At 43.2% G+C, this 25,056-nt stretch carries 38 protein-coding genes and 1 tRNA gene; 29 read left to right on the top strand and 10 right to left on the bottom strand.

Translation table 11 applies throughout. The features are described 5' to 3' along the window. Nucleotides 1-8: 8 nt before the first annotated feature. From rplP to lspA, 24 genes are read left to right on the top strand one after another with little or no spacing between them, the layout of a single operon-like run. Entirely contained in the window at nucleotides 9-431 is a 423-nt protein-coding gene (rplP, locus tag D891_RS0107855; protein WP_025270574.1) for a 50S ribosomal protein L16, read from the top strand. Further along, the gene (rpmC, locus tag D891_RS0107850) at nucleotides 428-631 is read left to right on the top strand and encodes a 50S ribosomal protein L29 (protein ID WP_025270573.1); all 204 of its coding nucleotides are present in this window, start codon (nucleotides 428-430) and stop codon (nucleotides 629-631) included. The genes rplP and rpmC overlap by 4 nt, the downstream gene beginning before the upstream one ends. Next, nucleotides 628-891 (top strand): 30S ribosomal protein S17, encoded by a 264-nt coding sequence (gene rpsQ, locus D891_RS0107845; protein ID WP_025270572.1) that lies wholly within the window; start codon nucleotides 628-630, stop codon nucleotides 889-891. Before rpmC ends, rpsQ begins: the two co-directional genes overlap by 4 nt. Next, a complete protein-coding gene (gene rplN, locus D891_RS0107840) occupies nucleotides 888-1,256 on the top strand; it encodes a 50S ribosomal protein L14 (RefSeq protein WP_025270571.1) in 369 nt (122 codons plus the stop codon). The genes rpsQ and rplN overlap by 4 nt, the downstream gene beginning before the upstream one ends. Then, nucleotides 1,256-1,576, top strand: coding sequence for a 50S ribosomal protein L24 (gene rplX, locus D891_RS0107835; protein ID WP_025270570.1), 321 nt, complete (start codon nucleotides 1,256-1,258; stop codon nucleotides 1,574-1,576). The genes rplN and rplX overlap by 1 nt, the downstream gene beginning before the upstream one ends. A 29-nt stretch (nucleotides 1,577-1,605) precedes the next feature. Then, nucleotides 1,606-2,151, top strand: coding sequence for a 50S ribosomal protein L5 (gene rplE, locus D891_RS0107830; RefSeq protein ID WP_025270569.1), 546 nt, complete (start codon nucleotides 1,606-1,608; stop codon nucleotides 2,149-2,151). Nucleotides 2,152-2,167: 16 nt separating this feature from the next. Next, nucleotides 2,168-2,353, top strand: coding sequence for a type Z 30S ribosomal protein S14 (locus D891_RS0107825; RefSeq protein ID WP_025270568.1), 186 nt, complete (start codon nucleotides 2,168-2,170; stop codon nucleotides 2,351-2,353). A 7-nt stretch (nucleotides 2,354-2,360) separates the two neighbouring features. Next, nucleotides 2,361-2,762 (top strand): 30S ribosomal protein S8, encoded by a 402-nt coding sequence (gene rpsH, locus D891_RS0107820; protein WP_025270567.1) that lies wholly within the window; start codon nucleotides 2,361-2,363, stop codon nucleotides 2,760-2,762. A gap of 13 nt (nucleotides 2,763-2,775) precedes the next feature. Further along, nucleotides 2,776-3,321, top strand: a complete 546-nt coding sequence (gene rplF / locus D891_RS0107815) for a 50S ribosomal protein L6 (RefSeq protein ID WP_025270566.1) — start codon at nucleotides 2,776-2,778, stop codon at nucleotides 3,319-3,321. A gap of 13 nt (nucleotides 3,322-3,334) precedes the next feature. Continuing rightward, nucleotides 3,335-3,697, top strand: a complete 363-nt coding sequence (gene rplR, locus D891_RS0107810; RefSeq protein ID WP_035556533.1) for a 50S ribosomal protein L18 — start codon at nucleotides 3,335-3,337, stop codon at nucleotides 3,695-3,697. A gap of 2 nt (nucleotides 3,698-3,699) precedes the next feature. Further along, nucleotides 3,700-4,185: a 30S ribosomal protein S5 gene (gene rpsE / locus D891_RS0107805; protein WP_442905291.1), complete on the top strand. Its 486-nt coding sequence runs from the start codon at nucleotides 3,700-3,702 to the stop codon at nucleotides 4,183-4,185. An 8-nt stretch (nucleotides 4,186-4,193) separates the two neighbouring features. Continuing rightward, entirely contained in the window at nucleotides 4,194-4,373 is a 180-nt protein-coding gene (gene rpmD, locus D891_RS0107800) for a 50S ribosomal protein L30 (protein WP_025270563.1), read from the top strand. A 14-nt stretch (nucleotides 4,374-4,387) separates the two neighbouring features. Beyond that, on the top strand, nucleotides 4,388-4,822 hold the full coding sequence (rplO, locus tag D891_RS0107795) for a 50S ribosomal protein L15 (RefSeq protein WP_035556531.1): 435 nt from the start codon (nucleotides 4,388-4,390) through the stop codon (nucleotides 4,820-4,822). Continuing rightward, on the top strand, nucleotides 4,819-6,117 hold the full coding sequence (gene secY, locus D891_RS0107790; protein WP_025270561.1) for a preprotein translocase subunit SecY: 1,299 nt from the start codon (nucleotides 4,819-4,821) through the stop codon (nucleotides 6,115-6,117). The genes rplO and secY overlap by 4 nt, the downstream gene beginning before the upstream one ends. 15 nt (nucleotides 6,118-6,132) lie before the next feature. Then, nucleotides 6,133-6,774 (top strand): adenylate kinase, encoded by a 642-nt coding sequence (locus D891_RS0107785; RefSeq protein ID WP_025270560.1) that lies wholly within the window; start codon nucleotides 6,133-6,135, stop codon nucleotides 6,772-6,774. Next, nucleotides 6,771-7,529: a type I methionyl aminopeptidase gene (map, locus tag D891_RS0107780; protein WP_025270559.1), complete on the top strand. Its 759-nt coding sequence runs from the start codon at nucleotides 6,771-6,773 to the stop codon at nucleotides 7,527-7,529. The genes D891_RS0107785 and map overlap by 4 nt, the downstream gene beginning before the upstream one ends. Before the next feature lie 3 nt (nucleotides 7,530-7,532). Next, the gene (gene infA, locus D891_RS0107775; RefSeq protein WP_013682342.1) at nucleotides 7,533-7,751 is read left to right on the top strand and encodes a translation initiation factor IF-1; all 219 of its coding nucleotides are present in this window, start codon (nucleotides 7,533-7,535) and stop codon (nucleotides 7,749-7,751) included. Nucleotides 7,752-7,763: 12 nt separating this feature from the next. Further along, complete coding sequence (gene rpmJ, locus D891_RS0107770) at nucleotides 7,764-7,877, top strand: 50S ribosomal protein L36 (RefSeq protein WP_025270558.1); 114 nt, start codon at nucleotides 7,764-7,766, stop codon at nucleotides 7,875-7,877. Between the two features lie 11 nt (nucleotides 7,878-7,888). Continuing rightward, a complete protein-coding gene (gene rpsM / locus D891_RS0107765) occupies nucleotides 7,889-8,248 on the top strand; it encodes a 30S ribosomal protein S13 (RefSeq protein ID WP_025270557.1) in 360 nt (119 codons plus the stop codon). 15 nt (nucleotides 8,249-8,263) lie between these two features. Continuing rightward, nucleotides 8,264-8,650: a 30S ribosomal protein S11 gene (rpsK, locus tag D891_RS0107760; RefSeq protein ID WP_025270556.1), complete on the top strand. Its 387-nt coding sequence runs from the start codon at nucleotides 8,264-8,266 to the stop codon at nucleotides 8,648-8,650. A gap of 14 nt (nucleotides 8,651-8,664) precedes the next feature. Beyond that, nucleotides 8,665-9,291: a 30S ribosomal protein S4 gene (gene rpsD / locus D891_RS0107755; protein ID WP_025270555.1), complete on the top strand. Its 627-nt coding sequence runs from the start codon at nucleotides 8,665-8,667 to the stop codon at nucleotides 9,289-9,291. A gap of 22 nt (nucleotides 9,292-9,313) precedes the next feature. Further along, nucleotides 9,314-10,336, top strand: coding sequence for a DNA-directed RNA polymerase subunit alpha (locus D891_RS0107750; protein WP_025270554.1), 1,023 nt, complete (start codon nucleotides 9,314-9,316; stop codon nucleotides 10,334-10,336). Continuing rightward, nucleotides 10,326-10,694: a 50S ribosomal protein L17 gene (rplQ, locus tag D891_RS0107745; protein WP_025270553.1), complete on the top strand. Its 369-nt coding sequence runs from the start codon at nucleotides 10,326-10,328 to the stop codon at nucleotides 10,692-10,694. The genes D891_RS0107750 and rplQ overlap by 11 nt, the downstream gene beginning before the upstream one ends. Beyond that, nucleotides 10,691-11,185, top strand: a complete 495-nt coding sequence (gene lspA, locus D891_RS0107740) for a signal peptidase II (RefSeq protein ID WP_025270552.1) — start codon at nucleotides 10,691-10,693, stop codon at nucleotides 11,183-11,185. Before rplQ ends, lspA begins: the two co-directional genes overlap by 4 nt. Nucleotide 11,186: 1 nt before the next feature. Here the strand turns inward: lspA and D891_RS0107735 are convergent, their stop codons facing one another. From D891_RS0107735 to D891_RS0107695, 10 genes are all read right to left on the bottom strand, one after another. Then, nucleotides 11,187-12,218, bottom strand: coding sequence for an ankyrin repeat domain-containing protein (locus tag D891_RS0107735; RefSeq protein WP_025270551.1), 1,032 nt, complete (start codon nucleotides 12,216-12,218; stop codon nucleotides 11,187-11,189). Between the two features lie 66 nt (nucleotides 12,219-12,284). Further along, a complete protein-coding gene (locus D891_RS0107730) occupies nucleotides 12,285-12,914 on the bottom strand; it encodes a hypothetical protein (protein ID WP_025270550.1) in 630 nt (209 codons plus the stop codon). Continuing rightward, nucleotides 12,907-13,815, bottom strand: a complete 909-nt coding sequence (locus tag D891_RS0107725; RefSeq protein ID WP_025270549.1) for an ArsA family ATPase — start codon at nucleotides 13,813-13,815, stop codon at nucleotides 12,907-12,909. Before D891_RS0107725 ends, D891_RS0107730 begins: the two co-directional genes overlap by 8 nt. Further along, a complete protein-coding gene (locus D891_RS0107720; protein WP_198014814.1) occupies nucleotides 13,812-14,063 on the bottom strand; it encodes a hypothetical protein in 252 nt (83 codons plus the stop codon). The genes D891_RS0107725 and D891_RS0107720 overlap by 4 nt, the downstream gene beginning before the upstream one ends. A gap of 7 nt (nucleotides 14,064-14,070) precedes the next feature. Further along, nucleotides 14,071-15,798: a carbon starvation CstA family protein gene (locus tag D891_RS0107715; protein WP_025270547.1), complete on the bottom strand. Its 1,728-nt coding sequence runs from the start codon at nucleotides 15,796-15,798 to the stop codon at nucleotides 14,071-14,073. 251 nt (nucleotides 15,799-16,049) lie between these two features. Continuing rightward, the gene (locus D891_RS09875; protein ID WP_156919082.1) at nucleotides 16,050-16,196 is read right to left on the bottom strand and encodes a hypothetical protein; all 147 of its coding nucleotides are present in this window, start codon (nucleotides 16,194-16,196) and stop codon (nucleotides 16,050-16,052) included. A 208-nt stretch (nucleotides 16,197-16,404) separates the two neighbouring features. Further along, a tRNA-Pro gene (locus D891_RS0107710) sits at nucleotides 16,405-16,482 on the bottom strand. Then, nucleotides 16,473-17,444 carry a hypothetical protein gene (locus tag D891_RS09740; RefSeq protein ID WP_025270546.1) on the bottom strand — a complete coding sequence of 324 codons (972 nt, stop codon included), beginning with the start codon at nucleotides 17,442-17,444 and terminating at the stop codon, nucleotides 16,473-16,475. The genes D891_RS0107710 and D891_RS09740 overlap by 10 nt, the downstream gene beginning before the upstream one ends. Beyond that, nucleotides 17,441-18,280 carry a signal peptide peptidase SppA gene (gene sppA, locus D891_RS0107700; protein ID WP_025270545.1) on the bottom strand — a complete coding sequence of 280 codons (840 nt, stop codon included), beginning with the start codon at nucleotides 18,278-18,280 and terminating at the stop codon, nucleotides 17,441-17,443. Before sppA ends, D891_RS09740 begins: the two co-directional genes overlap by 4 nt. A gap of 11 nt (nucleotides 18,281-18,291) precedes the next feature. Next, entirely contained in the window at nucleotides 18,292-19,845 is a 1,554-nt protein-coding gene (locus tag D891_RS0107695) for a 30S ribosomal protein S1 (RefSeq protein WP_025270544.1), read from the bottom strand. Nucleotides 19,846-19,950: 105 nt separating this feature from the next. On the opposite strand from D891_RS0107695, the gene D891_RS0107690 reads away from it, so the two are divergent. The 5 genes from D891_RS0107690 to D891_RS0107670 are packed head-to-tail and all read left to right on the top strand — an operon-like array spanning nucleotide 19,951 to nucleotide 25,031. Beyond that, nucleotides 19,951-20,625, top strand: coding sequence for a histidinol phosphate phosphatase domain-containing protein (locus D891_RS0107690; protein WP_025270543.1), 675 nt, complete (start codon nucleotides 19,951-19,953; stop codon nucleotides 20,623-20,625). Beyond that, on the top strand, nucleotides 20,609-21,727 hold the full coding sequence (locus tag D891_RS0107685) for an outer membrane protein assembly factor BamB family protein (protein WP_025270542.1): 1,119 nt from the start codon (nucleotides 20,609-20,611) through the stop codon (nucleotides 21,725-21,727). The genes D891_RS0107690 and D891_RS0107685 overlap by 17 nt, the downstream gene beginning before the upstream one ends. Before the next feature lie 6 nt (nucleotides 21,728-21,733). Further along, the gene (gene ftsH / locus D891_RS0107680; protein WP_025270541.1) at nucleotides 21,734-23,575 is read left to right on the top strand and encodes an ATP-dependent zinc metalloprotease FtsH; all 1,842 of its coding nucleotides are present in this window, start codon (nucleotides 21,734-21,736) and stop codon (nucleotides 23,573-23,575) included. Beyond that, complete coding sequence (locus tag D891_RS0107675; protein ID WP_025270540.1) at nucleotides 23,565-24,365, top strand: universal stress protein; 801 nt, start codon at nucleotides 23,565-23,567, stop codon at nucleotides 24,363-24,365. The genes ftsH and D891_RS0107675 overlap by 11 nt, the downstream gene beginning before the upstream one ends. After that, nucleotides 24,366-25,031 carry a TIGR00730 family Rossman fold protein gene (locus D891_RS0107670; protein ID WP_025270539.1) on the top strand — a complete coding sequence of 222 codons (666 nt, stop codon included), beginning with the start codon at nucleotides 24,366-24,368 and terminating at the stop codon, nucleotides 25,029-25,031. The last annotated feature ends 25 nt before the right edge of the window (nucleotides 25,032-25,056 follow it).

The raw sequence follows: 25,056 nt of genomic DNA, 5'->3' as shown, positions 1-25,056 counted from the left end.
AAAAAGCCATGTTAATGCCAAAGAGGACGAAATACAGAAAATATCAGAGGAACAGGAACGGGGTAAGAGGAACAGCCAAAAGAGGCACACAGCTTGCCTTTGGTGATTACGGCTTAAAGGCTGTTGGCAGGGGAGAGATAACCAACAGGCAGATTGAGGCGGCAAGGATAGCTATCAACAGGGTCTTGAAGCATCAGGGCAAGATATGGATAAGGGTGTTTCCCGATTTTCCCCTTACCAAAAAACCCGCCGAGACGAGGATGGGTAAGGGTAAGGGTTCTGTTGAGAAGTGGGTTGCCATTGTTAAGCCCGGCAGGATCCTCTATGAGGTAGGCGGTGTTAGTGAGGAGCTTGCAAGGAAGGCTTTTCAATTGGCAGCCAGCAAGTTTAATATCGAAATGAAATTTGTCAAACGGAGTGAATGGGTATGAAGGCAGCAGAGCTAAGAAAGATGAGTATAAAGGAGCTTGAGGCCGAGGAGAGGAAGCTAAGGGAGGAGATATTCAAACTCAACATGAGGAAGGGCCTTGAGCAGATGGATAATCCTCACAAGATAAGGAACCTCCGCAAGGATTTGGCAAGGGTTCTCACCGTAAAGAACGAGAAACTCAAGAAGGGTGAAGAGTCATGAGTAAATTAGTTAAGGAAGGTATCGTTGTAAGCGATAAGATGGATAAGACCATCGTGGTCGAGGTTGAGACCTTGGTTGAGCATCCTAAATTCCACAAATATATAAAGAGAAGAAAGAAGTTTAAGGTTCACGACGAGAAGAATGAGGCCAGGAAGGGAGATAGGGTTAGGTTTATAGAGTGCAGGCCTATTTCTAAGGATAAGCACTTCAGGCTGGTTGAGATCACCGAGAAATATGTAGGATTGGGAGATGAGCAATGATACAACCATACAGTATATTGAAGGTGGCAGATAACTCTGGCGCAAAGAAGATCATGTGTATAAAGGTGCTCGGTGGAACAAGGAGAAGGTATGCCAGGGTTGGTGATATAATTGTGGCCTCCGTTAAAGAGGCTGACCCGAACGGCAAGGTTAAAAAGGGTGATGTGGTTAAGGCTGTGGTTGTTAGAACCAAGAAGGAGTTTAGAAGGCCCGATGGCACCTATGTTAAGTTTGACGAGAACGCAGCCGTTTTAATCAACAATCAGAAGGAGCCTATAGGCACAAGGATATTCGGACCTGTTGTTAGGGAGTTGAGGGCTAAGGAATTCATGAAAATCATATCGCTTGCTCCAGAGGTGCTGTAATGAAGAGGATCAGAACAAAATTGAAGAAAAACGATAAGGTTAGGGTTATAGCGGGTAAGGATAAAGGTAAAGAGGGAAATATCATATCCTTTGTCCCTGAGAAGAACCGTGTTATCGTTGAGGGTGTTAATATAATAAAGAAGCATGTAAAGGCATCTGAGACCACAAAGGGGGGCATTATAGAAAAAGAGGCTCCCATTCATATATCCAATGTGATGCTTGTTTGTCCTCATTGCAACAAGCCAACCAGGATTGGTATAAAGTTCTTAGAGAGCGGCGAGAAGGTCAGGTATTGTAAAAAATGCGGTGAGACAATCTAAGGAGGAGAAGTTTAATGACTGAGAAGTATGTGCCAAGGCTCAAGACCATCTACAAGGAAGAGATAATCCCTCGCCTGATGAAGGAGTTTTCATATAAAAATGTTATGCAGGTGCCCAAGATAGAAAAGATCGTGCTCAATGTGGGTTTGGCAGAAGGAATGCACGATGTTAAGCTGCTTGAGTCGGTGCTGGATGAGCTTGCAACAATCACCGGCCAGAGGGGGGTAATTACCAGGGCAAGGAAGTCCATAGCAAACTTTAAGCTCAGAAAGGGTATGCCTATAGGCTGCAAGGTAACGCTGCGTGGTGATAGGGCCTATGAGTTCCTTGATAGGTTTATATCCTTTGCCATCCCCAGGATCAGGGACTTCAGGGGCGTTCCGCTGAGGGGTTTTGACGGCAGGGGTAATTACACGCTGGGTATAACCGAGCAGTTGATCTTCCCTGAGATCAACTATGATAAGATTGCAAAGATTCACGGCTTGAGTGTAACAATTGTTACAACAGCAGAAACCGATAAAGAGGCCAAGGCCTTGCTTGAGGCCTTCGGTATGCCATTTAGAAAAACAAACTGATTGAAGAGGAGAAGTTATGGCAAGAAAGGCTATGATAGAAAAGTCCAAGAGACCTCCTAAGTTTAAGGTTAGGGCTCACAACAGGTGCCAGATCTGCGGCAGGCCAAGGGGTTATATCAGGAAGTTTGGCATCTGCAGGATCTGCTTTAGAACATTGGCTGGTAAAGGTGAAATTCCAGGCGTAAAAAAGGCGAGTTGGTAGGTGGCGTATGAGTAAGAAGGTAGCAGATTGCTTGTCGAAGATAAAGAACGGCTTAAAGGCCAAACACGATTATGTCGATGTTTCAAGCAACAATTTAGTTGAGAATGTATGCAGGATATTGAAGGAAGAAGGGTATATTAAGGATTACAAGAAGTTGGAGGATGTGGGCAACAGGAATGTTGTTAGGGTGTTTTTGAAGTATGTAGATGATAACAAGAGAAAGCCCGCAATCATGTTAATGAAGATGGTTAGCAAGCCCTCAAGGAGGGTGTATATATCATCGGATGAGATAAAACCCGTAATGAACGGGTTGGGTATTGGTATAATATCCACCTCTAAAGGCGTTATGACAACAAAAGAGGCCAAGAAATTGGGGGTGGGTGGTGAATACATCTGTGAGGTATTTTAATTAGGAGGTTGCAATGTCAAGGATAGGAAGGATGCCTATCCCCATTCCTGCAGGGGTAGAGGTAAGCATTGGTGAAGATGAGGTTAAGGTAAAAGGCCCGAAGGGTCAGTTGAGTCAGTCCTTTAATCCTCAGTATGTTTCTGTGGAAAAAGACGATAAGTATGTTTATATAAAATCCACAAATAATTCTAAAAACGCAAAGGCTATGCACGGTTTGTATAGAAGCCTTATAAACAACGCTGTTGTAGGTGTATCCCAGGGCTTTACGAAGGTTTTGCAGATAGAGGGAGTGGGATATAAGGCTGCGGTTTCGGGCAAGAAACTGACGCTCACGGTGGGATTTTCTCACGATGTCATATACAACATACCAGACGGTGTAAATGTGGAAGTGGATAAAAAGGGTGTCGAGATTACGGTCTCTGGCATTGATAAGCAACTTGTTGGTTTGGTTGCAAGCCAGATCAGGGCCATTAAGCCACCAGAGCCTTACAAGGGTAAGGGTATTAGATACAAGGGCGAGTATGTCAGAAGAAAAATGGGCAAGGCTGCAAGCAAATAATGGGGGTTAATGTATGTCGACAATAGATAGAAAAAAGGAAAGACAAAAAAGAAAACTGAGAATTAAATATAAAATCAGGGGCACGGCTGAAAGGCCGAGGTTGTGTGTGTATAAAAGCCTAAAACACATATACGCTCAGATTATCGATGATGAAAGCGGCAGAACCATCGTGTCTGCCTCGACGCTGGATCTCGATCTGAGGGATAAGGTTAAGGGAAGCAATATATCATCGGCCAAGGTTGTCGGAGAGGCTATAGCAAAGAAGGCCTTAGAGAAAGGCATCGAGAGGGTAGTTTTTGACAGGAACGGTTATATCTATCATGGAAAAGTTAAGGCTCTTGCCGATAGTGCAAGGGCAGCAGGACTTAAATTTTAGGAGTGGGGCGTATGGTTCAGATGGAAAAGGAATTTGAAGAGCAGGTTATAACGATAAAGAGGGTTACGAAGGTTGTAAAGGGCGGAAGGAGATTCAGGTTTGCAGCGTTGGTGGCCGTTGGTGATAAAAACGGCAGGGTTGGCCTGGGCCTGGGTAAATCCCACGAGGTGCCTGAGGCCATAAAGAAGGCCATAGAGAAGGCAAAGAAGAATCTCATTAAGGTTCCCATAACCGAGGATGGAACCATACCTCATCAGCTGGAGGTTAAAGAGGGCGCTGGCAGGGTTTTAATTAAGCCTGCAAGACCCGGTACGGGAATTATTGCAGGCAATACAGCCAGGGCAATCCTGGAGGTATGCGGAATCAGGAACATAGTGACCAAATCCATTGGTTCAAACAATGTCCACAATCTATCGAGGGCGTTGATAAAGGCATTGAGCCTGTTGAGGGATAAGGAAGAGATTGAAAGAATCAGGCAGTCTAAGTGAGGTGGAGTATGGGAGACTTAAAGATAACGCTTACTAAGAGTTTGATAGGGCAGAAGCCATCCATAAGGAAGACGGCCATTGCCTTGGGCTTGAAGAGGCCTAATAAGTCTGTTATAAGGAAGGATACACCCTATATAAGGGGTATGATTAGAAAGGTATCCTTTATGGTTAAGGTAGAAGAACTTTAGAAGGGGTGAAAACAATGGAGCTTTACGAATTACCACGCATTGTAAAGGATAGAAAAAGGGTCGGTAGAGGAGACTCAAGCGGCTGGGGAACGACAGCCGGTAAGGGAAATAAAGGCGAGAAGGCACGCTCTGGTGGAGCAAAGGCAGCATATTTTGAGGGTGGTCAGACACCTCTGTATAGAAGACTCCCCAAGAGGGGCTTCAAGAACCCCTTTAGGGTGGAGTATGAGGTGGTGAATGTCGACAGGCTTGAGGCTGTCTGCAACGATGGTGATGTGGTCGATATAAACTATATGGTTCAAAAGGGCCTAATAAAGGGCTCCAAACCGGTTAAGATTTTGGGCAACGGTGAATTGAATAAGAAATTGACCGTAATTGCGGATGCATTTTCCAACTCCGCAAAAGAGAAGATAGAAAAAGCCGGTGGTAGTATAGAGGTATTACAGTGAGGGAGGATTATTCTAATATCTTCAATGTGCCCGAGCTGAATAGGAGGCTGTTTTTTACCCTGTTGATGTTCGTTGTCTTCAGGATAGCGGCCCATGTGCCAACACCGGGCGTTAACCCCCATGTGTTGGCGGCTATCTTTGAGCAGGCTCGAGGCACAGCACTGGGTCTGTTTAACCTGTTTTCCGGTGGAGCTATCAAGAACTTCAGTATAATCTCTCTGGGTATAATGCCATACATATCTGCAGCTATCATAATGGAGCTGCTTACCGCTGTCAGCCCGGAATTGGCCGCCTTAAAGAAGGAGGGTGAGGCTGGCAGGAGGAAGATAACGGAATACACCCGCTATGGCACGGTTGTTATATCGTTCCTGCAGGGTATAGGTATTGCCGTGGGTTTGCAGTCCATGCACGGCCCTGGCGGAGCAAGCGTTGTTATATGGCACGGTCTGCCCTTTGTGCTGTTTACAGCCATGACCATGATGGCAGGCAGCGTGTTTTTGATGTTTGTGGGTGAGCAGATAACAGAGAGGGGTATCGGTAATGGAATATCCCTGATAATCTTTGCCGGTATCGTTGCGAGGTTGCCTGCAGCGTTGGGCAATATGTTTAGGCTTGTCAGCGCCGGTGAGATGAGCATCTTGTCGCTGCTTGTTATATTCGCCGTTGCCGTTGGCGTGGTGGCATTTGTTGTCTTTGTGGAGCTTGCCCAGAGAAGGATACCGGTGCAATACCCAAGAAGAATGGTGGGAAAGAGGCTGTATGGCGGCCAGACCAGCTATATACCCTTAAAAATCAATGTTTCTGGTGTTATTCCGCCGATCTTTGCATCATCTATTCTCTTGTTCCCTGCCACCATTTCGAAGATAGTCAATGTTTCCTGGCTTAAGTCTATTTCAGACTATATAATGCCGGGCGGTTTGATATACAGCGTTGTCTATATTGCATTGATCTTCTTCTTTGCCTATTTTTACACAGCAATAGTGTTTAATCCAAAGGATATAGCTGATAATCTGAAGAAGAATAACGGTTTTATACCCGGTATAAGACCCGGTAAATACACAGCCCAATACTTGGATTGGGTATTGGACAGGCTGACATTTGGCGGTGCAATATACCTATCCTTTGTCTGTGTGTTGCCGTGGATATTGATAAGGAAGTTTAATGTGCCTTTCTATTTCGGCGGCACGGCGTTGCTGATTGTTGTTCAGGTTGCCTTGGATACGATAATGCAGATTCAGGCGCACCTCTACATGCGCAACTATGAAGGATTCTTGAAAAACCGAAGAACGAGATAGTGAGGGGGAGAGAGGATGATTTTGATTTTGCTTGGCGCACCCGGTGTGGGTAAGGGAACCCAGGGTGTTTTGATTAGCAAGGAATACGGGATTCCACAGATCTCGACAGGCGATATCTTAAGAAAAGAGGTAAAGGAAGAGACGGAGCTGGGAAAGAAGGCCAAGGTATATATGGATAAGGGCGAGCTTGTTCCTGATGATGTTATAATAGGCATGATGGAGAACAGGATAAAGGAAGACGATTGCAAGAACGGATTTATCCTGGATGGTTTCCCCAGAACGGTTGCACAGGCTGAGGCCTTCGATGAGATGTTAAAGAAGAACAACCTTCAACTGGATAGGGTGTTGTTAATCGATGTGCCCGAAGAGGAGATAATAGACAGGCTTACAGGCAGAAGGGTTTGTCCCAGCTGTGGGGCGGTTTATCACATAAAGAACAATCCACCGAAGAAGGATAATATTTGCGATCAGTGTGGCAGCAAGCTTATTCAAAGGGATGATGATACAGAAGAGGTTGTCAAAAACAGGTTGGAGGTTTACAAGAAATCAACCATGCCGCTTGTTGAGTATTACACAAAGACGGGAAAGCTCGTTAAGATCAACGGTGTTGGAACCATAGATGAGATATTTGGAAGAATAAAAGAAGTTTTGGGATGATTGTTCTAAAGAGTAAACAAGAAATAGAAAAGATGCGAACGGTCAATCGGATGGTTGGCGAGATACTTAATATCTTGAAAAATGAGGTAAAACCTGGTATAACCACCGAGTATTTGAATAGGCGGGCTGAAGAGGAGGCCAAGAAAAGGCACGCTAAGTGCGCCTTTAAGGGTTATGGTGGTTTTCCCAAATCCTTGTGCACATCCATTAACGATGAGGTTGTGCACGGCATACCATCCAAAAAGAGGGTTTTGAAGGAAGGTGATATAATCAGCTTGGATTTTGGCCTTATCTATGAGGGATGGTATGGTGATTCAGCAATTACCGTGGCTGTTGGTAAGATAGATGAGAAGAAACAAAAGCTTATGGATGTTACCCGCAAAGCACTGTATGAGGGTATAGCCCAGGCAAAGGCGGGTAATTTTCTCTATGACATTTCCGGTGCTATTCAGAGTTATGTTGAGGGTTTTGGTTTTAGTGTTGTAAGGGATTATGTGGGACATGGCATTGGTAGAAAGCTTCATGAGGAGCCGCAGGTTCCCAATTATGTCCCTTCTAAATTCGACAGGGGTCCCATGCTGAGGGTTGGCATGACTATCGCTATAGAGCCGATGGTTAATGCAGGCACCTGGAGGGTTAAGGTCTTGAAGGATAAGTGGACGGTTGTTACAGCCGACGGTGAGCCTTCAGCGCATTTCGAACACACCATTGCTATCACAGACGAAGGACCCGTAATCTTGAGTGAGGTGAGCTGATTTATGGCTAAAGAGAAGAGTATCTCGGTTGATGGTGAGGTGATAGAGGCTCTGCCCAATGCTATGTTCAGGGTTAAGTTGTCAAACGGCCATGTTGTTTTGGCGCATGTGGCGGGCAAGATGAGGATGCATTTTATTAAAATTTTGCCCGGCGATAAGGTAAAGGTTGAGTTATCCCCCTATAGCATTGAGAGGGGAAGGATAGTTTACAGATACAAGTGATGGAGGTTTCAGATGAAGGTTAGGCCATCCGTGAAGAAGATCTGCCCTAAGTGCAAGATCATCAGAAGAAAAGGCGTTGTAAGGGTTGTTTGCGAAAACCCTAAACATAAACAAAGACAAGGTTAATGGAGGGATAAGTGGCTCGTATTGCAGGTGTTGAATTACCGAGGAACAAGAAGATATTTATAGCTCTTACCTATATTTACGGTATAGGTAGGACCCGTTCTATGGAAATCTTGCAGAAGGCCAATGTGGATCCAGACAAGAGGACCCACGAGTTGACCCCTGAGGAAATTCAAAGGATAAGGAGTATCGTTGCCGATTACAAGGTCGAGGGAGAGCTGAGAAAAGAAGTGGCAATGAACATCAAGGCCTTGATGGATTTGGGTAATTACAGGGGTTTAAGGCACAGAAGGGGATTGCCCGTTAGAGGGCAGAGGACCAGAACGAACGCAAGAACCAGAAAAGGCAAGAAAAAAACGGTAGGAAGAAAGTAAAGGAGATGGGGATATATGGCTAAAGCAGTCAAGAGGAAGAAGAAGGTTAAGAGGAATGTTGTCAGTGGCATAGCCCATATTCAGGCCACATTTAACAATACCATCGTGACGATTACTGATCCTGATGGTAATGTGCTCTGCTGGTCCTCAGCTGGCGATAGTGGTTTTAAAGGCACCAGGAAGGGAACGCCGTTTGCAGCCCAGTTAGCTGCTGAGAATGCAGCCAAGAAGGCTATGGCTATGGGCATGAAGGAGATAGATGTTAGGGTTAAAGGCCCAGGACCGGGCAGGGAGACTGCTATTAGGTCTCTTCAGTCTGCCGGTTTGAGGGTTAAGTCCATCAGGGATGTTACACCTATTCCACATAACGGTTGCAGACCACCAAAAAGAAGAAGGGTATAAGGAGAGTGTAAGGTATGGCTGTATATACAGGACCTGCTTGTAGGAGATGTAGGGCTTTAGGTGTAAAGCTGTTTCTTAAGGGCGATAGGTGCTTTACCGACAAATGCGCCTTTGAAAGAAGGCCGTATCCTCCAGGTAAAAGCAGAAATGCAAGGAGAAAGATGTCGTCGTATGCGCTCCATTTGGCCGAGAAGCAGAAGGCCAAGGCCGTTTACGGTGTTTTGGAGAGGCAGTTTAGAAGGTATTTTGAGGAGGCCAAAAGGCAGAGGGGCGAGACCGGTGCAAACCTCGTTGTTTTGCTCGAAAGAAGGCTTGACAATGTGGTCTATAGGGCCGGCATGGCCTCATCGAGGAGGGAGGCAAGAAGGCTTGTTTCCCATGGCCATATAAGGGTTAACGGCAAGAAGGTTGATATTCCGTCCTATTTGGTTAAGAAAGGCGATGTGATAAGCGTATCCGATAAGATGAAGGCCAAGGAAGAGTTCAAGAGGAGGTTTGAGGAGAATTCAAGGAGGATGTCTGCATCGTGGATCAATGTTGACTTGGATAATGTCAGTGCAACATTTGTGGATCTGCCTACAAGGGATGATGTACAACCTCCGTTCAATGAAAACGCCATAGTTGAGTTGTACTCCAAATAAAAAATAACGAAGGGAAGCTAAGATGATGGGCGTTTTTGATTACTTGAAATTACCTACAGAGGTCAATGTTGAAGAGCATACACCCACTTACGGCAGGTTTAGCTTGGAGCCTTTGAATGAAGGTTATGCTATAACCATAGGCAATGCCTTAAGAAGGGTATTGCTTTCATCCATTGTGGGTATAGCTGTTGTTGGCGTTGAGATAGATGGGGTTGAGCATGAGTTTAGCACCATTGAGGGTGTGAAAGAGGATGTTTTGAATATAGTGCTCAACCTAAAACAGGTTAGGTTCAAATCGTTAAACGACAACTTCAAAGAGGGTGAGGTCTATATAAGCAAGGAAGGTCCGGCTGTTATAACCTCCTCGGATATAGAGACGCCCGGTGATATAGAGGTTGTCAACAAGGATGTGTATATAGCAGAACTTATGGATGGGGCCTCGTTTAACGCCAAGGTGTATCTGCAGAAGGGCGTAGGTTATAAACAGGCCGATTATGAGGTTGTAAATAGGGAGATAGGTTATATACCGGTGGATGCCCTATTCTCACCCATAGTCAAGGTTGCATACCATACCCAGAAAAGCACAATGAAGGATTATTACGACTTTGAGAAGCTGGTATTGGAAATAGAGACAGACGGAACCATTATGCCGCAGGATGCACTTAAGCAGGCCAGCTATATCCTGGGTAATTACATATCTGTTTTCTCTGGTGACTTTAAGGAGACATCCGAGAAGCAGCCAGAGGAGAGCAGGTCGGATATAGAGATCAACGAGAATCTGTTAAAACCCGTTGAGGAGCTTGAGCTTAATGTAAGAGCTTCGAATTGCTTGGCTGCTCATAACATCAAATACATCTATGAGCTTACGCAAAAGACCGATGCAGAGCTTCTAAGCACCAAAAACTTCGGAAAGCAATCTTTGAAGGAGATAAAGGACTCCTTGAAGCAGCTGGGCTTGGAGTTGGGCATGCAGTTCAGTCAGGAGCAGCTGGATAAGATAAAGCAGCTAATAGAAGAAAAAGAAGGAGAGGACAATGAGGCATAGAAAGGGTTATAAGACGCTCAGCATAGATGGCGAGAGGAGAAAGCACCTCTTAAGGAACCTTGCCATCTCTTTGATTGAGAATGAAAGGATCAAGACCACCGATGCCAAAGCAAGGGAGCTTGTTAGGTTTATAAGTAAGCTTATAACCATGGCCAAAAACGACAATCTAAGCTCAAGGAGAAGGGCTCTATCTAAACTGAACAACAACAAAAAGGCCGTCAGAAAGCTGTTTGACAATATAGCCCCACGATTTGCCTCAAGGAACGGTGGCTATGTCAGAAGGATCAAGCTGGGATACAGGAAGGGTGATGCAGCCCCTGTCTCCATTGTTGAGTTCGTAGAGGAAGATAATCAGTGAAGATAGGTAAGCACGGGCTAAAAGGAGTATCTTTGATACTCCTTTTTTTTATACTTGATTACTTTACAAAGTTATATATATCTGAACATATCCCGTTGAACGGTGGAATAAGTATTATAGAGGGCTTCTTTAATATCGTCAATGTTAGGAATACGGGAGTGGCTTTTGGTGTTTTTGCCCATCTGCCGGAGAATCTTCGCCTGCTTCTTTTGGGTGGTGTGAGCCTGGTTGTTTTTGTTGTGGTTTTGTATTTAGTGCTTTTTGGTAGGGATAGGAATATAGCCTTCATATTGGGTTTATCGTTTTTGGCCGGTGGGGATTTGGGTAATCTCTATGATAGGATTTTTAAAGGCTATGTCGTCGATTTCCTTGATTTTCACATAAGTCGATACCACTATCCGGCCTTCAATCTTGCAGATAGTTTTATAACTATAGGCTTGTTTATTCTGATTGTTTACAAAATGGTTGGCTCAAAATTTAAAAATGTTTAATTCATCTAATTTTCTTCTGAAGTATTAGCCTTCTTTTTAGAAGTCCGTATATCATTGCAGATTTATTTTTAGCTGCGTAGTCTATCAATTCTTTTTTTGTTTTGTTATCTAATGCTTCTGCTAAACCGTATTTTAGTAATAACCTTATCATATCAACACAATTAAATTTTACACACTCTTTTACCACATCTTCTACATTATCTAGTCCGCATCCTCTGTTAAGCAATTCTTTTACAACCTCGAATCTGTTATAATATATAGCTTCTCTTAATGGTCTATCAAATTGAGCATGTATATCGGCTCCATGATCCAGAAGGTATTTCACTATGTTTAAATGTCCATACATGGATGCCCATACAAGAGGGGCACCTTTGTGTGTATTTATATTTGCTCCATGATTTATAAGTATTTTTACAAGACCAAAATTCCCATTTGCGCAAGCCCTAATTAAAGAAGCTATATAATCATCTTCATCCTCAATAGTTATTTCTGTGACTGTTCCTTCTTTGTTTCTCGCTATTATTTTTGTTTTTGCTTTTTTTTGTACTGCAAAGCTGTTCAGAAAATCTACTGTTGATTGTTTGTTTAGCCCCAAAAGAAGTTTCTTAGTCTTGTTAATATATGATGATATATCGGCACCAGCTGCTATTATGTACTGAAGAGTTGCTGTGTCCCATATTTTACCCAGATATTTTAATTGAACCCTGTGAGCTTTGAATATCTCAGGGCGACATTTAGTTTTTGTTACCCATCCAAAAGGTTTTACTTCGTAGACATCTTCACCTTTATCTATAAAAGAAAAGATATCCTTTGCTGCAAAATATATACCTCCGGGTTCTCCATATGGATCTGGATTAAAGGGTAATATATCTTCGTTTATACCTTCTGTGTAAGAGATGCCGTAATGGCCATTTGGGTTAATAATTTTGAAGTATTTTTTTGGCGGCGGATCGTTCTTTTTTGTCATTAATTTACCTGCTTCTGTTTTGCTATAGAAGTAAGTTTCCCATTCGATATCCAGTTCAATATCCATCTTTTTTCCTCGTTTATCCTGAAAAGAAGTATAAATAAAATTTGGCTGAATTCAATTGTTTTTTAATTAGATAGAACTTTTGATGAAATTTGCTGTTTTTTTAAGAGAGTTCTCAAGTTCATTATAATTCACTCTATAAAAGAGCAGGTTTATGTAAACAATACTATTTTCTTTTGTAATGGCGAGGTGGTTGAAGTGTTTGGTGTTGAATAGCTTTATGAGATTTTTGAAGTTTGAGTATTTGTCTGAATCCTTGAGTATTTCGTATTTTCTATTATCTATTATTGCCGTTTCTTTTTTTAGTTTCCCCCTGTTGTATATTTTGGGTTTTGTAAGCTTTAATGGGCCTTCTTTTATTATGTGGAATTCTCCTATTATGGGTTTTTCCGTATAGAACATGATCTGCAGGCTGTCTTTTCCGCTGGTTATAAACATAAAAGGCAGATAAAGTATGCTTTGTCGTGGTATGAGCCTTAGATTAACAAAAACCTTCTTGAATCCGTTTACTTTGTATTCAGCTGAGAAGCCCAAAACCCCACCTAAGTAGGTATAAAGCTTGTCTTTCGGATTTAGTGCAGCCTCTAAGCTCTTTGCCATTTCCTTCATTATCTTTATATTTTTCTTGTATCCTGCAATGTATACCAGGCTTATGGCAACACTTACGCCTATAAAAATTGTTATGTATGTGCTATTCATCCAACACCCTTTTAGCCCAGACCTGACATAGCTTTTTGATGTTCTCTATATTTGTTGCATTTTCTATAAATGGCACTTCTACCATATCGACATTGAAGTGATTTTCTAAGTTTTCAGGTTTGTTCATTAAGCCTTTTTTGTTTAACACAATTAAGTTTAATGGTATGGATAGATGATTGAGCCCTTCTATGATCCTTTTGCTTTCGCTTAAAGAGAGGCTATCCTCGTTGGTTATAATAACCGTTTTTGTTTTGTTTTTATCCCTTAGCAGGTTAAGAAGAAACTCCACCGTTTGTGATTGCAGCCCCAGCTCTTTTAAAACCTTATCGTCTTCTTCGGTTATTGCAAGCTCATCGTCTATAGCTTTGGGGTTTATGTTCTTTATTGCCCCCCTTGTTTGTATGATTTTTTTCCTCCATTTTATTAGTCTATCTATCCACATCTTTGATGTTATGGGTAGAGCAAATATCTTTAGCATTAGACCCGTTGGTGGTGTATCTATGATTATGTAATCTTTGTCTAAGTTCGATTCTATTTTGTCTTTTAGTGCGTACATTATGGCGTATTCTTCCATCCCGGGTGAATACTTCATTATATCGAGCATTGAGTCTAAGTTTATAATTTGTAAGTATTTATAGGTTTCCTTCATTCTCTTTGTTGTGGTGTTTATGAACTGTTTTAGGTAAAACTCCGTATCTATCTCCTCTGCGTATAGCCCTTTATAGATGTTCGTTGGACCTTTTAGATTGCTGTTTGAGATTATGTCTCCTATATTGTGTGCAGGGTCAATAGAGGCAAGATAAACGCTTTTGTCTTGGTCTACCAGGTAATAAGCAAATCCTACAGAGGATGTTGTCTTGCCTGTTCCGCCTTTGCCTAAAAAGAATATTATGTTTTTCATATATCACTCAAATCAAAGAATTCGGCAATTTTGTCATCCAATCTTTCCGATTTGAATATCATAACCTTTATTTCATGCTCTAAATAGGGCAGCAGTGCCATCCCCAGATAGCTCGGAGGGGATGGCATGCCCATCAGGGATCCGAAACACACAAGTGCAAATGCATTTTCCATCTCATGCAGCTGAAGCTCTATGGCCGATGTGCTCTGCTGCTTAAAGCCTTCTATGAATGCTTCTAAATTCTTCAAAAACCCCTCAAGCATTGTCTTTAACAAACTGTTGGGTTTTGTCAGGCTTTGAGAAATCGTAAATGAGAATGAGGTTTAGAATTAGCATAATAACCATTATTGCACCGAGTGTGTATGCCTGAACAGGGTTTTTGTGCATAAACACAGGTATTACCTTTATTAGATACCACACCATTGCAAGTGTAACGGTTATCCACAGGAATATTGCAGGGGCAAATACAGGCCAGGATGGTTTTTTCTGAACCCTCATAACCCAGGCCGCTGCCGTGAATAGAGCAATGGAGGCAAGCATCTGATTTGCAGCACCAAAGGCAGGCCATATGACCTTCCATTCCCCACTCCAGGCAAGACCAATTCCTATGGCCGCCGGTATAAACGAGGCTACCCATTTGTTTGTAAATAACTCATACAATCCCTTTGCGTTGTCTTTGAGCGGTTCAAGTATTTCGGCAAAGGTGTATCTTGCCAGCCTATTTGTGGTATCCAGGGTTGTCATGGCGAATGATGCCACCCACATAGCCGCCAATATTATCATAAAGGCTTTCGGTATGCCTAATACTCCGTTGACTACGGTGGCATAGGATTTTGCAAATATGCCTACAGGGCCTCCATTTGCCTTCATTACACCGATATAGTGTGTTCCAAAATAGGTTGCTGTCGATGTTAACTCTTTTGCCTTGTCTGCGCCCACTATACCCATACCTGCTATTCCTATAGATAAAATGACAAGCGTGGATAAAAATCCCTCTGTAAGCATGGAGCCATATCCTATAAATAATCCCTCAACCTCATCGGCCAACTGTTTTGAGGTTGTTCCGCTTGCGACAAGTGCATGGAATCCGCTCAATGAACCACATGCTATAATTAGCGGTATGGCAGGCCAGAAGGGTGTGGGTTGGCCGCCGATAATAGGAGCAGAGAACATGGTGGCCTGTGGTATTGTCATGGGCTTAAATGCCAATATTACCGCTATACCTCCCAAAAATAGGCCAAATACCAGAAGCCATGCATTCATATAATCCCTCGGCTGAAGCAGGATGTTCACAGGCAGGGCTGCTGCTATGATTATGTATACCAGAAACACAATCATCCAGGTTTTGTAGGATGCATGGAAGGGATAATATCTGGCCGCGATTATAGAGATGGCCAGAAGTATTATTGCTAAGATTGTTGATATACCAAAATTAGCTTTCATCTTATACATGACAAAACCCAGCACCAAAGCAAAGGCTATCTGTAAGAAATAGGCTGTAGGCACTGCGGGTTGCTTTACAAAGATCCCACCTAAAACCGCTCCAAAGGCTGCAACAACGAGTATAAGGACAAACAGGATGAACCATGCAAAGATGTAAGAGGTCCTCTTTTTGATGACCCTTCCTGCCACCCACTGAACAGAATGCCCATCGTATCTTACTGAACTCATCAATGATAGATAATCATGCACGGCTCCTATAAATACATTTCCAAACCAAACCCACAGAAGAGCCGGAAGCCATCCCCATGCAAGGGCAATTGCCGGTCCCACAATGGGTGCTGCACCCGCAATAGATGCAAAATGGTGGCCGAATAAGACATATTTGTTTGCAGGCACATAATCCACATTGTCGAAAAGCCTTTTTGATGGAACCTCTTGGTCTGATTTACCAACTATAGATTTTTGAAGGAATCCTCCGTAGGCTTTATAGAACACTATGTATACTATCAAGCCTACGATAACCAGAATAGTGGCATTCATAATACCTCCCCTCAAAAAGATTGTTGGGTTAAACAAGAATCCCTGTTCACCCTGGCCATTTTACTACTAAGAGAGGAAAAATCAATAATAAATTAAAAAATATTACAGAATAATAAATACAGCTAAGTAAGCAACTTAAGGCCAACTATACGGTTTGAGGGGAGAAAATAGCGATTGATTGTTTGGTTTAATATAAATAAATGTAATGGGATGTAATTAATGTTGCCATCGGGGCTTGGCCCCCCGGGGTTTTAGACATTGGTTCTTAACGGGCGACCGCCTGCAGCCTTCTTTACATTTATGTGCTTTGTGTGGCTTGCCCACGGCATACACAACTTATAATGCCGGCGGTTCGGCTTTTGGGTGCGCATACGCCTTCTGTTCCACCTGCATCGCATAGTGCCCCCTACAGGGGCATTCTGGCAACTCTCATCTGAGCCTATAAAACTACATACATCCCAAAAAGTGGGATAAGCGTTTTTTAAAAAGCTATAAGGAAAGCATTTTCAAAAGTTAGGGTATAAATAGGGTATAAAAACCGATGTTAACCCCTGATTGTTAAAAACTACCAATTTCGGAAAATGACTTTACGACAAGAATTAAAGATGGTCGGGGCGAGAGGATTTGAACCTCCGACCACTTGAACCCCATTCAAGTGCGCTATCCAGGCTGCGCTACGCCCCGTTCTTTATGAGCCTGATTATAGGCCAAAAGCCATTTTTTTTCAAGGTTTTAATGATGGTTTTATCTGTTGTTGTGAATGTGAACTCATAGAGGGTTTTCTTTGTGTATCTCTTCTTTAGTATTATCTTGAATTTTGTTTTAGACCACGCTTTTTTGTAGGCGTATGCCTTGTTTTTGTTCACCATTTTATCTACGCATACATAAAACAACAGGTTGATGTTCGTTATTGAATATACCTTATAACCCTTGCTTTTTAGTATGTTTGCGAATTTTAGCGTATCTGGGTAGCTGTATAAGCCACCAACATATATGTCGTATTTTGTTGAGGCTTTTATTTTTTTTGCTTTTTCCTTGTAGCTTACATTGAGTTTTTTCAATAACGCCTTGAGCTGTTTCTCCCTGTATGTCTTTATTTTTACCTCATAAAACGGCGATGGGGCCTTTTTTGTTGTCTTGTTGTCCTTTGGCTGTATCTGGGGTTTTAGGCTTTTTGGTAGTGGCGGCAGTTGCGACAGGTTGTCCTTGAATGTGTTTTGGGGTATATCCTCCAATGCAATTTCTATCTTAAACAGTGCATCCTGAGGCGGTAAAGCTATATGCGTTTGTGCAGGTTTTTGATGTTCTTCTTCAGCTTTTAGGGGTTTTTCCTCTTTATGGACAGTCTCTTTTTGTTTGTGGTTAATCGGGTGTTTTTGCTTGTGTTCTTCTTTATGTTCTTTTACTTCTGTAGTTTTTTCCTCTTTTTGTTTGCTTTCTATATGTTCCTCTTTTTGAACTGTTATCTTTTTCTGAGGCGCCTTTGTTGTTTTTATCAGTTTTGATGTGTAGTAGCCTGCAGGCAGAAGCATGAGTATGGCCAGTCCTATAATGGAGAATATCAGAATCCTCTGCTTCAGCTTTATTGAAGCCGGCAGGTCTATCTTTGTGGGCAGTTGGTTTTTGATTAGGTTTATATCTATCATTGAAATACGGCTTTTACAGAGGGTATCTTGAGTAATTCAAGGTTATCTATAAACCCTATGCCCTTTATAATCTTGGCAGCCTTCAGGCTGTCGTTGTTGAATCTTTCAAACCTTATGTGTTTGATGTGGGCGAGTTTTTTTATATACATCTTTGCCTCTTCCTCTCCGCCGATAGAGTCCACCAATCCGATCTTTAATGCGGTTTTTCCGCTATATACCGCGCCGTTGGCATACCGTTTTAGTTTGTTTTTGGGTATCCCCCTGCTCTTTGATACATCCTCTAAGAATTCGTTGTATATGTCATCGACAAGGCTTTTTATCATCTCCCTGTCGTTCTGCGTTGGCTCTTTAAAGGGGTTTGCCGCATCCTTTAGCTTGCCGCTTTTTACTATAAATGCCTTTATGCCTAATTTTTTCGATAGTTGGGCTATGTTTATGCTTTCAAAGATAACGCCTATACTCCCCACAACGGATGCGGGATAGCAAACGATCCTGTTGGCGCCACATGCGGCATAGTATGCACCGCTTGCACCGGTGGTTTCTATAAGCGAAACCACCGGCTTTGTTTTTGATAGCTTTCTTATCGATAGATATATCCTCTGGCTGGATACGGCCTCACCGCCGGGGGAGTTTATCTTTATCAGTACGGCCTTTATGTTTTTTGATTTCTCTATGTTTTTTATTGCCCTTATGAGCTCATCGGCCCTGTTCTGTGTAATTATACCGTTTAGGGATAAAAGGGCAACATTGGGCACCCTGAAGGCAAAATAAACCACATTTCCCAAAAACAGCAGTATAGCAATAACAAATACCGTTATGATGATCTTCTTTGTCATTAATTTTTATGTTAGTCGTTTATAAAGCTTGATATAAGCCTCTTTTTGTCCTTCTCTATCCTTATGATTCTAACCCTTGCTGTTGTGTTGGGCTGGGGCTGTAAGTTATTAAACTCGCTTTTTGGCACCAGACTCTCTATGCCCTTGTCTATCTTTACGAAAGCCCCAAAGTTCTTTACGCTTACAACCTTAACCTCTATCTCATCACCCGGGGCGTATTTCTTGTCTATATCCTCCCACGGGTCTTTGGTTAGCTGTTTTAGGCCTAAGGCTATCCTCTCTTTCTCTTTGTCGATGCTTAAAACCTTTGCCTGTATCTTATCGCCTATGTTCAGTTGGGGTTTGTCGTCCTTATCCCACGATAAGTCGTTTTCGTGAATCAAGCCCTCAACCCCCTCTTCCAGTTTTACAAATACACCGAAGTCCTTTATGCCCGTTATCGTTCCTTCGACTATATCCTCAGGCTTGTATCTTTCGTCTATATTATCCCATGGATAGGGCTTTGTTTGCTTGATGGATAGGGACATCCTTCTGTTTTCCTTGTCTATGTTTGTTATCTTTACCTCCACCTCATCGCCGATGGAGTATGTCTCTTCGAATTTTGGTGGGTATTTGTCATAGCTTATCTCGCTTTTGTGCACCAAACCCTCAATACCCTTGTCTATCTCAACAAACAGGCCATAATCCACTATATTTACGATTTTCCCTTTTACTATATCGCCGACGCTGAATTTCTCCTCTATGTCTTCCCATGGATCCTTGGTTAGCTGTTTCATGCCTAAGTATATCTTCTTTTTCCCTTCGCTTTCCTCTATCTTTATGATCTTTACCTCAACCTCCTCATCGAGGCTGACTATGTCGGATGGGTGGTTTACCCTGCTGTATGACATATCGGTTATGTGCACCAGGCCGTCAACGCCGCCTAAATCTATAAAAACCCCGTAATCGGTTATGTTCTTTATGCGCCCCTTTAATACGGCACCCTCTTTTATCTTCTCCCACAGCTGCTGCTGCCTGATCCTTTCTTCTTCCTCAAGCAGCACCTTTCTTGACAATACGGCGTTTCTCTTTGATTCGTTTATGTTTACAACCTTAAAGTCGAATTCCTTTCCCACATAAGATTGGTAATTCTTGATGGGTTTAAGTTCAACCTGTGAGCCGGGTAAGAACGCTAAGAATCCATCTATCTTGACGGTAAAACCGCCATTGACGACATTGTTTATCTTGCCCTTTATCGTTTTGCCTTCCCTGTATGCCTCTTTTACCTTGTTCCACCCCTTGATTCTGTCGGCTGCCGCCTTTGATAGTATCTCAAATCCGTCCGGATCCGTTCTGTTGAAGAAAACGGCCTCGACCTCATCGCCTATATTTACATTGAGGTTGCCCTCATCATCCATAAATTCCCTTGCCTTGATTATGCCCTCTGATTTATAGCCTATATCGACGAAGACATCTTCCCCTCTAATGTCTATTACCTTTCCTTTTACTATGTCTCCGCTTCCAAAGTTCTTAAATACATCATCATAGTTTGGTGTTATTTGAACATCCTTTTCCGCGTTTGACATAATGCCGACCCCCTCTTTTCCAATTTTTAAGCATTATAACTATAGCTTAAGTTTGTGTCAATAAATAAGCTTGACACCGTTGGGTGTAAAACTTAAAATTTCGCTATGATTGATTTGCATACGCATACGCTGTTTAGCGATGGTGAGCTTATACCCTCTGAGCTTGCAAGAAGGGCAAAGGATATAGGATACAGGGCTATTGCATTCACCGACCATGTGGATTTCTCCAATATGTCCTTTGTGTTGGATAACCTAAAAAAGGCTGTCGATGGGCTTGAGAAGTATTTTGGCCTTTATGTGTTTTACGGTGTTGAGATTACGCATGTGCCCCCTCAGCTCATAGGGGAGGCCATAGGTAAGGCCAAAGCCTTGGGGGCTCAGGTTGTTGTTGTGCACGGTGAAAGCCCGGTGGAGCCTGTGGCCTCTGGCACCAACAGGGCTGCCATCGAGGCCTGCTGCGATATACTGGCCCACCCCGGTTTGATTGAGCCTGACGATGCCCAGCTTGCAGCCGAAAACGGTGTTTATTTGGAAATTAGCGCCAGGGGTGGACATAGCTTTACCAACGGGCATGTCTTTAGAATGGCCAGGCAGTTTAATGTCAGATATATGCTCAATACAGATACGCACTCCCCCTCCAATCTCATTACAAAGAGGTTTGCAGAGGTTGTCTTGAAAGGGTGCGGTATGAACGATGGGGAGGTTAAGCTGGCGTTTAGGTATGCGGAGGAGATGTTAGAGAAACTCTTAAGAAGGAGATATGATGAAAAGAATAATTAGCCTGTTTTCTGTTGTTGTGGTATTTTTGTTGTTTTCCTGTTCGAGTTCTAACCATTTGATCTTGAAGGTGGAGGAGCATAAAAAGCTCTCACAACCGCTTGCACCGCCACTTGAGTATTCCACCATTGCAGATGTGGGTGATGTTGGGTATAAGGCCATGCTTACATATGCAGATGGGTTTCTCTATGTGGGCAATTTGGATGGTGAGGTGTATCAGATAGACCCATCAAGGCAGAGAAAGAGGCTTGTGGTGGAGTTTAATGATGAGCCGATAGAGTCATCCGTGGCAGTCGATGGTGGTTATCTATTTGTCGGGACAAACAAGGGTAGGCTTTATAAGGTGGATATAAGAAGTGGTAAGGTTGTTGCAAAAAGGCAGTTTGGTTTCCCCGTTTTGGGGCGTATATACGCAAGGAGTGGAAAACTCTATATCACCCTCGAAAACGATACACTCTATTGCCTAAATGAGGATAATCTGGCGGTGGTGTGGAAGTATGTGCATGGTGAATATAACATGCTGGATATAAGGGGTGTATCTGGCATCTTGTTTGGTGATGATGGGTTGTATGTGGGTTTTGATGATGGAAGCGTGGATAAGGTTTCCTATAGAGGGGATCAGGTTTGGGAGGCTCAGGTCGGTGAGGGCAGTATGTTTATAGACAGCGATACAACCCCGCAGGGCAGCACAGAGAGGATTTATATAACAAGCGTAAACGGATATACAGAGGCTGTAAGCAAAGAAGACGGTTCACTTATCTGGAAGAGGAAGATTTCAACATACTCCAACCTCGATAAGAGTATTTTTGGTCTGTATTTAGCCGATCAGGAAGGTGCTGTCTGCTGCCTGGATGAGAGTGGAGGAGAAACCATATGGAGAACGAGGCTGAGCGAGCAGGGCAACATATATTCGATAAGGGTTGTGGGTAAGGTTGTATTTGCGCTTTCGGAAGAGGGCAAATTGGTGGCGCTGGACTATCTAAGCGGCAGGATTATGGATATAAAGGATTTAGGGGATGAATTTAGCAGCCCCATGCTCTATGCCCACAAGAAGCTGTTTGTTGTTTCACGGGATGGTGAAATTTACTCCATTTTTTCTAAGTAATTAGTTATGGATAATAACAACGATAAACAATTAAAGGGTTTTAATAACTTTTCCAAGTTTTTGCTGATATACATTTTGATAGCGTTTTTTATGTTCTATATGTATCAGTATTTTACAACCCAGCAGAGCGTGGAGATATCGTATTCCCAATTCAAGGAACTTATAAACAAAGACAAGGTAAAAAGCTGCAGTATATCTGAAAAATACATAAAGGGTATTTATATCGATAAAAACGGCAAGAAGAGGAGGTTTATCACCGTTGCGGTTAACGATCCGGATTTGATTAAGGACCTTGAGGCTCACCATGTTGATTTTTCCGGTAAGATAACCAATACATGGTTGACCAATCTCATATTCGGATGGATCTTGCCCTTTGGTTTTCTGTTTTTTATATGGTGGTTAATGACAAAGAAGATGAGGGGCACAAGCGGTGGCCTGTTTGGCTTTGGCAAGGGGCGATTTAAGGTTTATCTGAATGAGAAGCCCGATGTTAAATTTTCCGATGTTGCAGGAGCAGATGAGGCAAAACAGGAGATCCGGGAGATAGTTGAATACCTCAAAGACCCTCAGAAATACCAAAGGTTGGGCGGAAGGGCGCCAAAGGGGGTTTTGTTGGTCGGCGCACCCGGTGTAGGTAAAACCCTGTTTGCGAAGGCCACAGCCGGTGAGGCGGGGGTTCCGTTCATAAGCATAAGTGGCTCTGAATTTATAGAGATGTTTGTTGGTGTTGGTGCAAGTAGGGTAAGGGATCTATTCAACGAGGCAAAGAAGCTATCCCCCTGTATCGTGTTTATCGATGAGATAGATGCCATAGGCAAAAGCAGGGCATTTAACTCATTAACCAGCAACGACGAGAGGGAGCAAACGCTAAATCAGTTGCTTGCAGAGATGGATGGTTTCGATTCATCCAAGGGTGTTATCATAATGGCTGCAACAAACAGGCCGGAGATTTTGGATCCAGCCCTGTTAAGGCCGGGGCGGTTTGATAGGCAGATCATAGTGGATAAGCCAGATGTGAAGGGCAGGGAGGCTATATTCAGGGTTCACATCAAAAAGATCAAGATCAGCCCGGATGTTGATGTTAAGAAGCTGGCGCAGATGACCCCGGGCCTTGTGGGGGCTGACATTGCCAATATAGTTAACGAGGCGGCTTTGTTGGCGGCAAGGGAAAACAGGGATGCAGTCTATATGGAGCATTTTGAGGAGGCTATCGAAAGGCAGATAGCTGGTCTTAAAAAGAAGAATAAGGTTATATCCGAGGAGGAGAAGAAGAGGGTGGCATACCATGAATCGGGTCATGCCATATGCGCCTATCTTTTGCCAGGGGCCGATCCGGTTCATAAGATATCCATTATACCACGGGGGCTTTCTGCTTTGGGTTATACGCAGCAGCTGCCTGTGGATGATAAATACCTTCTAACAAAAGAGGAGATGCTGGATAAGGTTGTAACGCTTTTAGGTGGAAGGGCTGCTGAGGAGATTATCTTTGGCAGTGTATCAACGGGTGCTCAGAATGACCTATCGAGGGCGACCGATATTGTCAGGGCGTTGATTACGCAGTTTGGTATGGATGAGGAGATAGGGCTTGTTGTCCTTGAGGAGAGGTCTGGTGGTAGGTTTTTAACCAGTGAGGGTATAATAAGCCAGGATAACAAGATCAGCGAGAGAACCAAGCAGTTGGTTGATGAAGAGGTGGCTAAAATCATGGGTGAGTGCTATGCAAAGGCGAAGGAACTGCTTCTAACCCATAAGGATAAGCTAAAGATGCTTGCCTCTGAATTGTTAACGAAAGAGGTAATAAACGAGGATGAATTGAAGAATATAATGGAGGGAGACAATGGAGATTAAGAATATACTTGCATGCGTGGATTCAAGCGATTACGGCGTTAGTGTTATGAGGTTTTCTGCATATCTTGCAAGGGCCCTTAAAGCAAACATAACGGGTTTGCATGTGATCGACATAGTCCAGTTGGAAGGGCCGTTCATGTATGATATAAGCGGGGCTTTGGGGCTTGAGCCTTTCATAGACTTTTCATCCAAAGTCAGAGATGTTTTGAAACAGAAGGGCGAGAATATATTGAGTGCCTTTAGAAGCATAGCTGAGGAATACAATGTTGATTTTAAATCCTATATGGAGTTTGGGGTTGTTCCCAATGTCATAGTGGATCTTGCCAAGGATTACGATTTGGTTGTTATAGGCAAGAAGGGTGTTAATGAGCAGTATGAGAAGGGTATATTGGGCGGTGTTGCAGAAACCGTTTTAAGAAGGGTGCATAAGCCCCTGTTCGTTGCACCGAAACACTTTTATACCTTTAAAGAGGTGATAGCCTGTGTGGATTCCAGGGAACCGTCCATGAGGGCTTACAACATGGCCTTGGAATTATCCAGGCTTTTTGGTGTAAACCTAAGTTGTGTCCATGTCAAATCAAAGGCCCCTCTCCCTCAGATAGACGGTGTGGGGATGGTTGAAAGCGATACTGTTGTGGATGGTTTGGAGGGGTTTATAAGCCAAAGGGAGAGACCCCTTGTTTGCATGGGTGCTTATGCGAAGTCCAAGCTTCTTGAGATGGTGTTGGGCAGCACAACGGAGGCCATCTTAAGAAGGGATGAGAAGAATGCATTTCTGGTGGTTAGATAGATGAAGGATATACAAAAGGAGTTTTTGGAGAACAGAAACAAAAACAAGGATCTGTGGCGCCTGTTTAAGGTTCTATCGGATTTTACCGATGCCTTTGAGGAGCTTGACGATGTTGGTCTGGCTGTTGCCATGTTCGGCAGCGCCAGGATCAAGGAGGATGATCTCTATTATAAGAAGGCCTATGAGATGGCAAAGCGCTTTGCTGAGGAAGGGTATGCCGTGATTACCGGCGGTGGGCCCGGTATTATGGAGGCGGCAAATAAGGGCGCTCATGAGGCAGGCGGTATTTCCGTTGGTCTGAATATTGAACTGCCGCATGAGCAGAAGCTAAACCCTTATGTAAACCTTCCGCTTGATTTTAGGTATTTCTTCACCCGTAAGGTTACCTTTATGAAGTATGCCGTATCGTTTGTGGTTATGCCTGGTGGATACGGCACGATGGATGAGCTGTTTGAGAGTCTTGTATTGATACAAACAGACAAGATAGGCCGATTCCCAGTGGTTTTGTTTGGGAGTGAGTTCTGGGAGAAGGTTGTTGATGTTATGAGGTTTTTGGCAGATAGGGGGTATATATCGGAAAGCGATCTGGGTTTGTTTAAGATTACAGATAGCGTTGAGGAGGCTGTCTCGTATGTCATAGACAAGACCCGATATATAGACCCTTAAGGCCTTCATTTGACAAGAAAAGATT

The sequence above is a fragment of the Hippea sp. KM1 genome, assembly GCF_000526195.1.
Taxonomy (GTDB): Bacteria; Campylobacterota_A; Desulfurellia; order Desulfurellales; family Hippeaceae; genus Hippea.
This window is presented reverse-complemented; position numbering and strand designations above follow the sequence as displayed.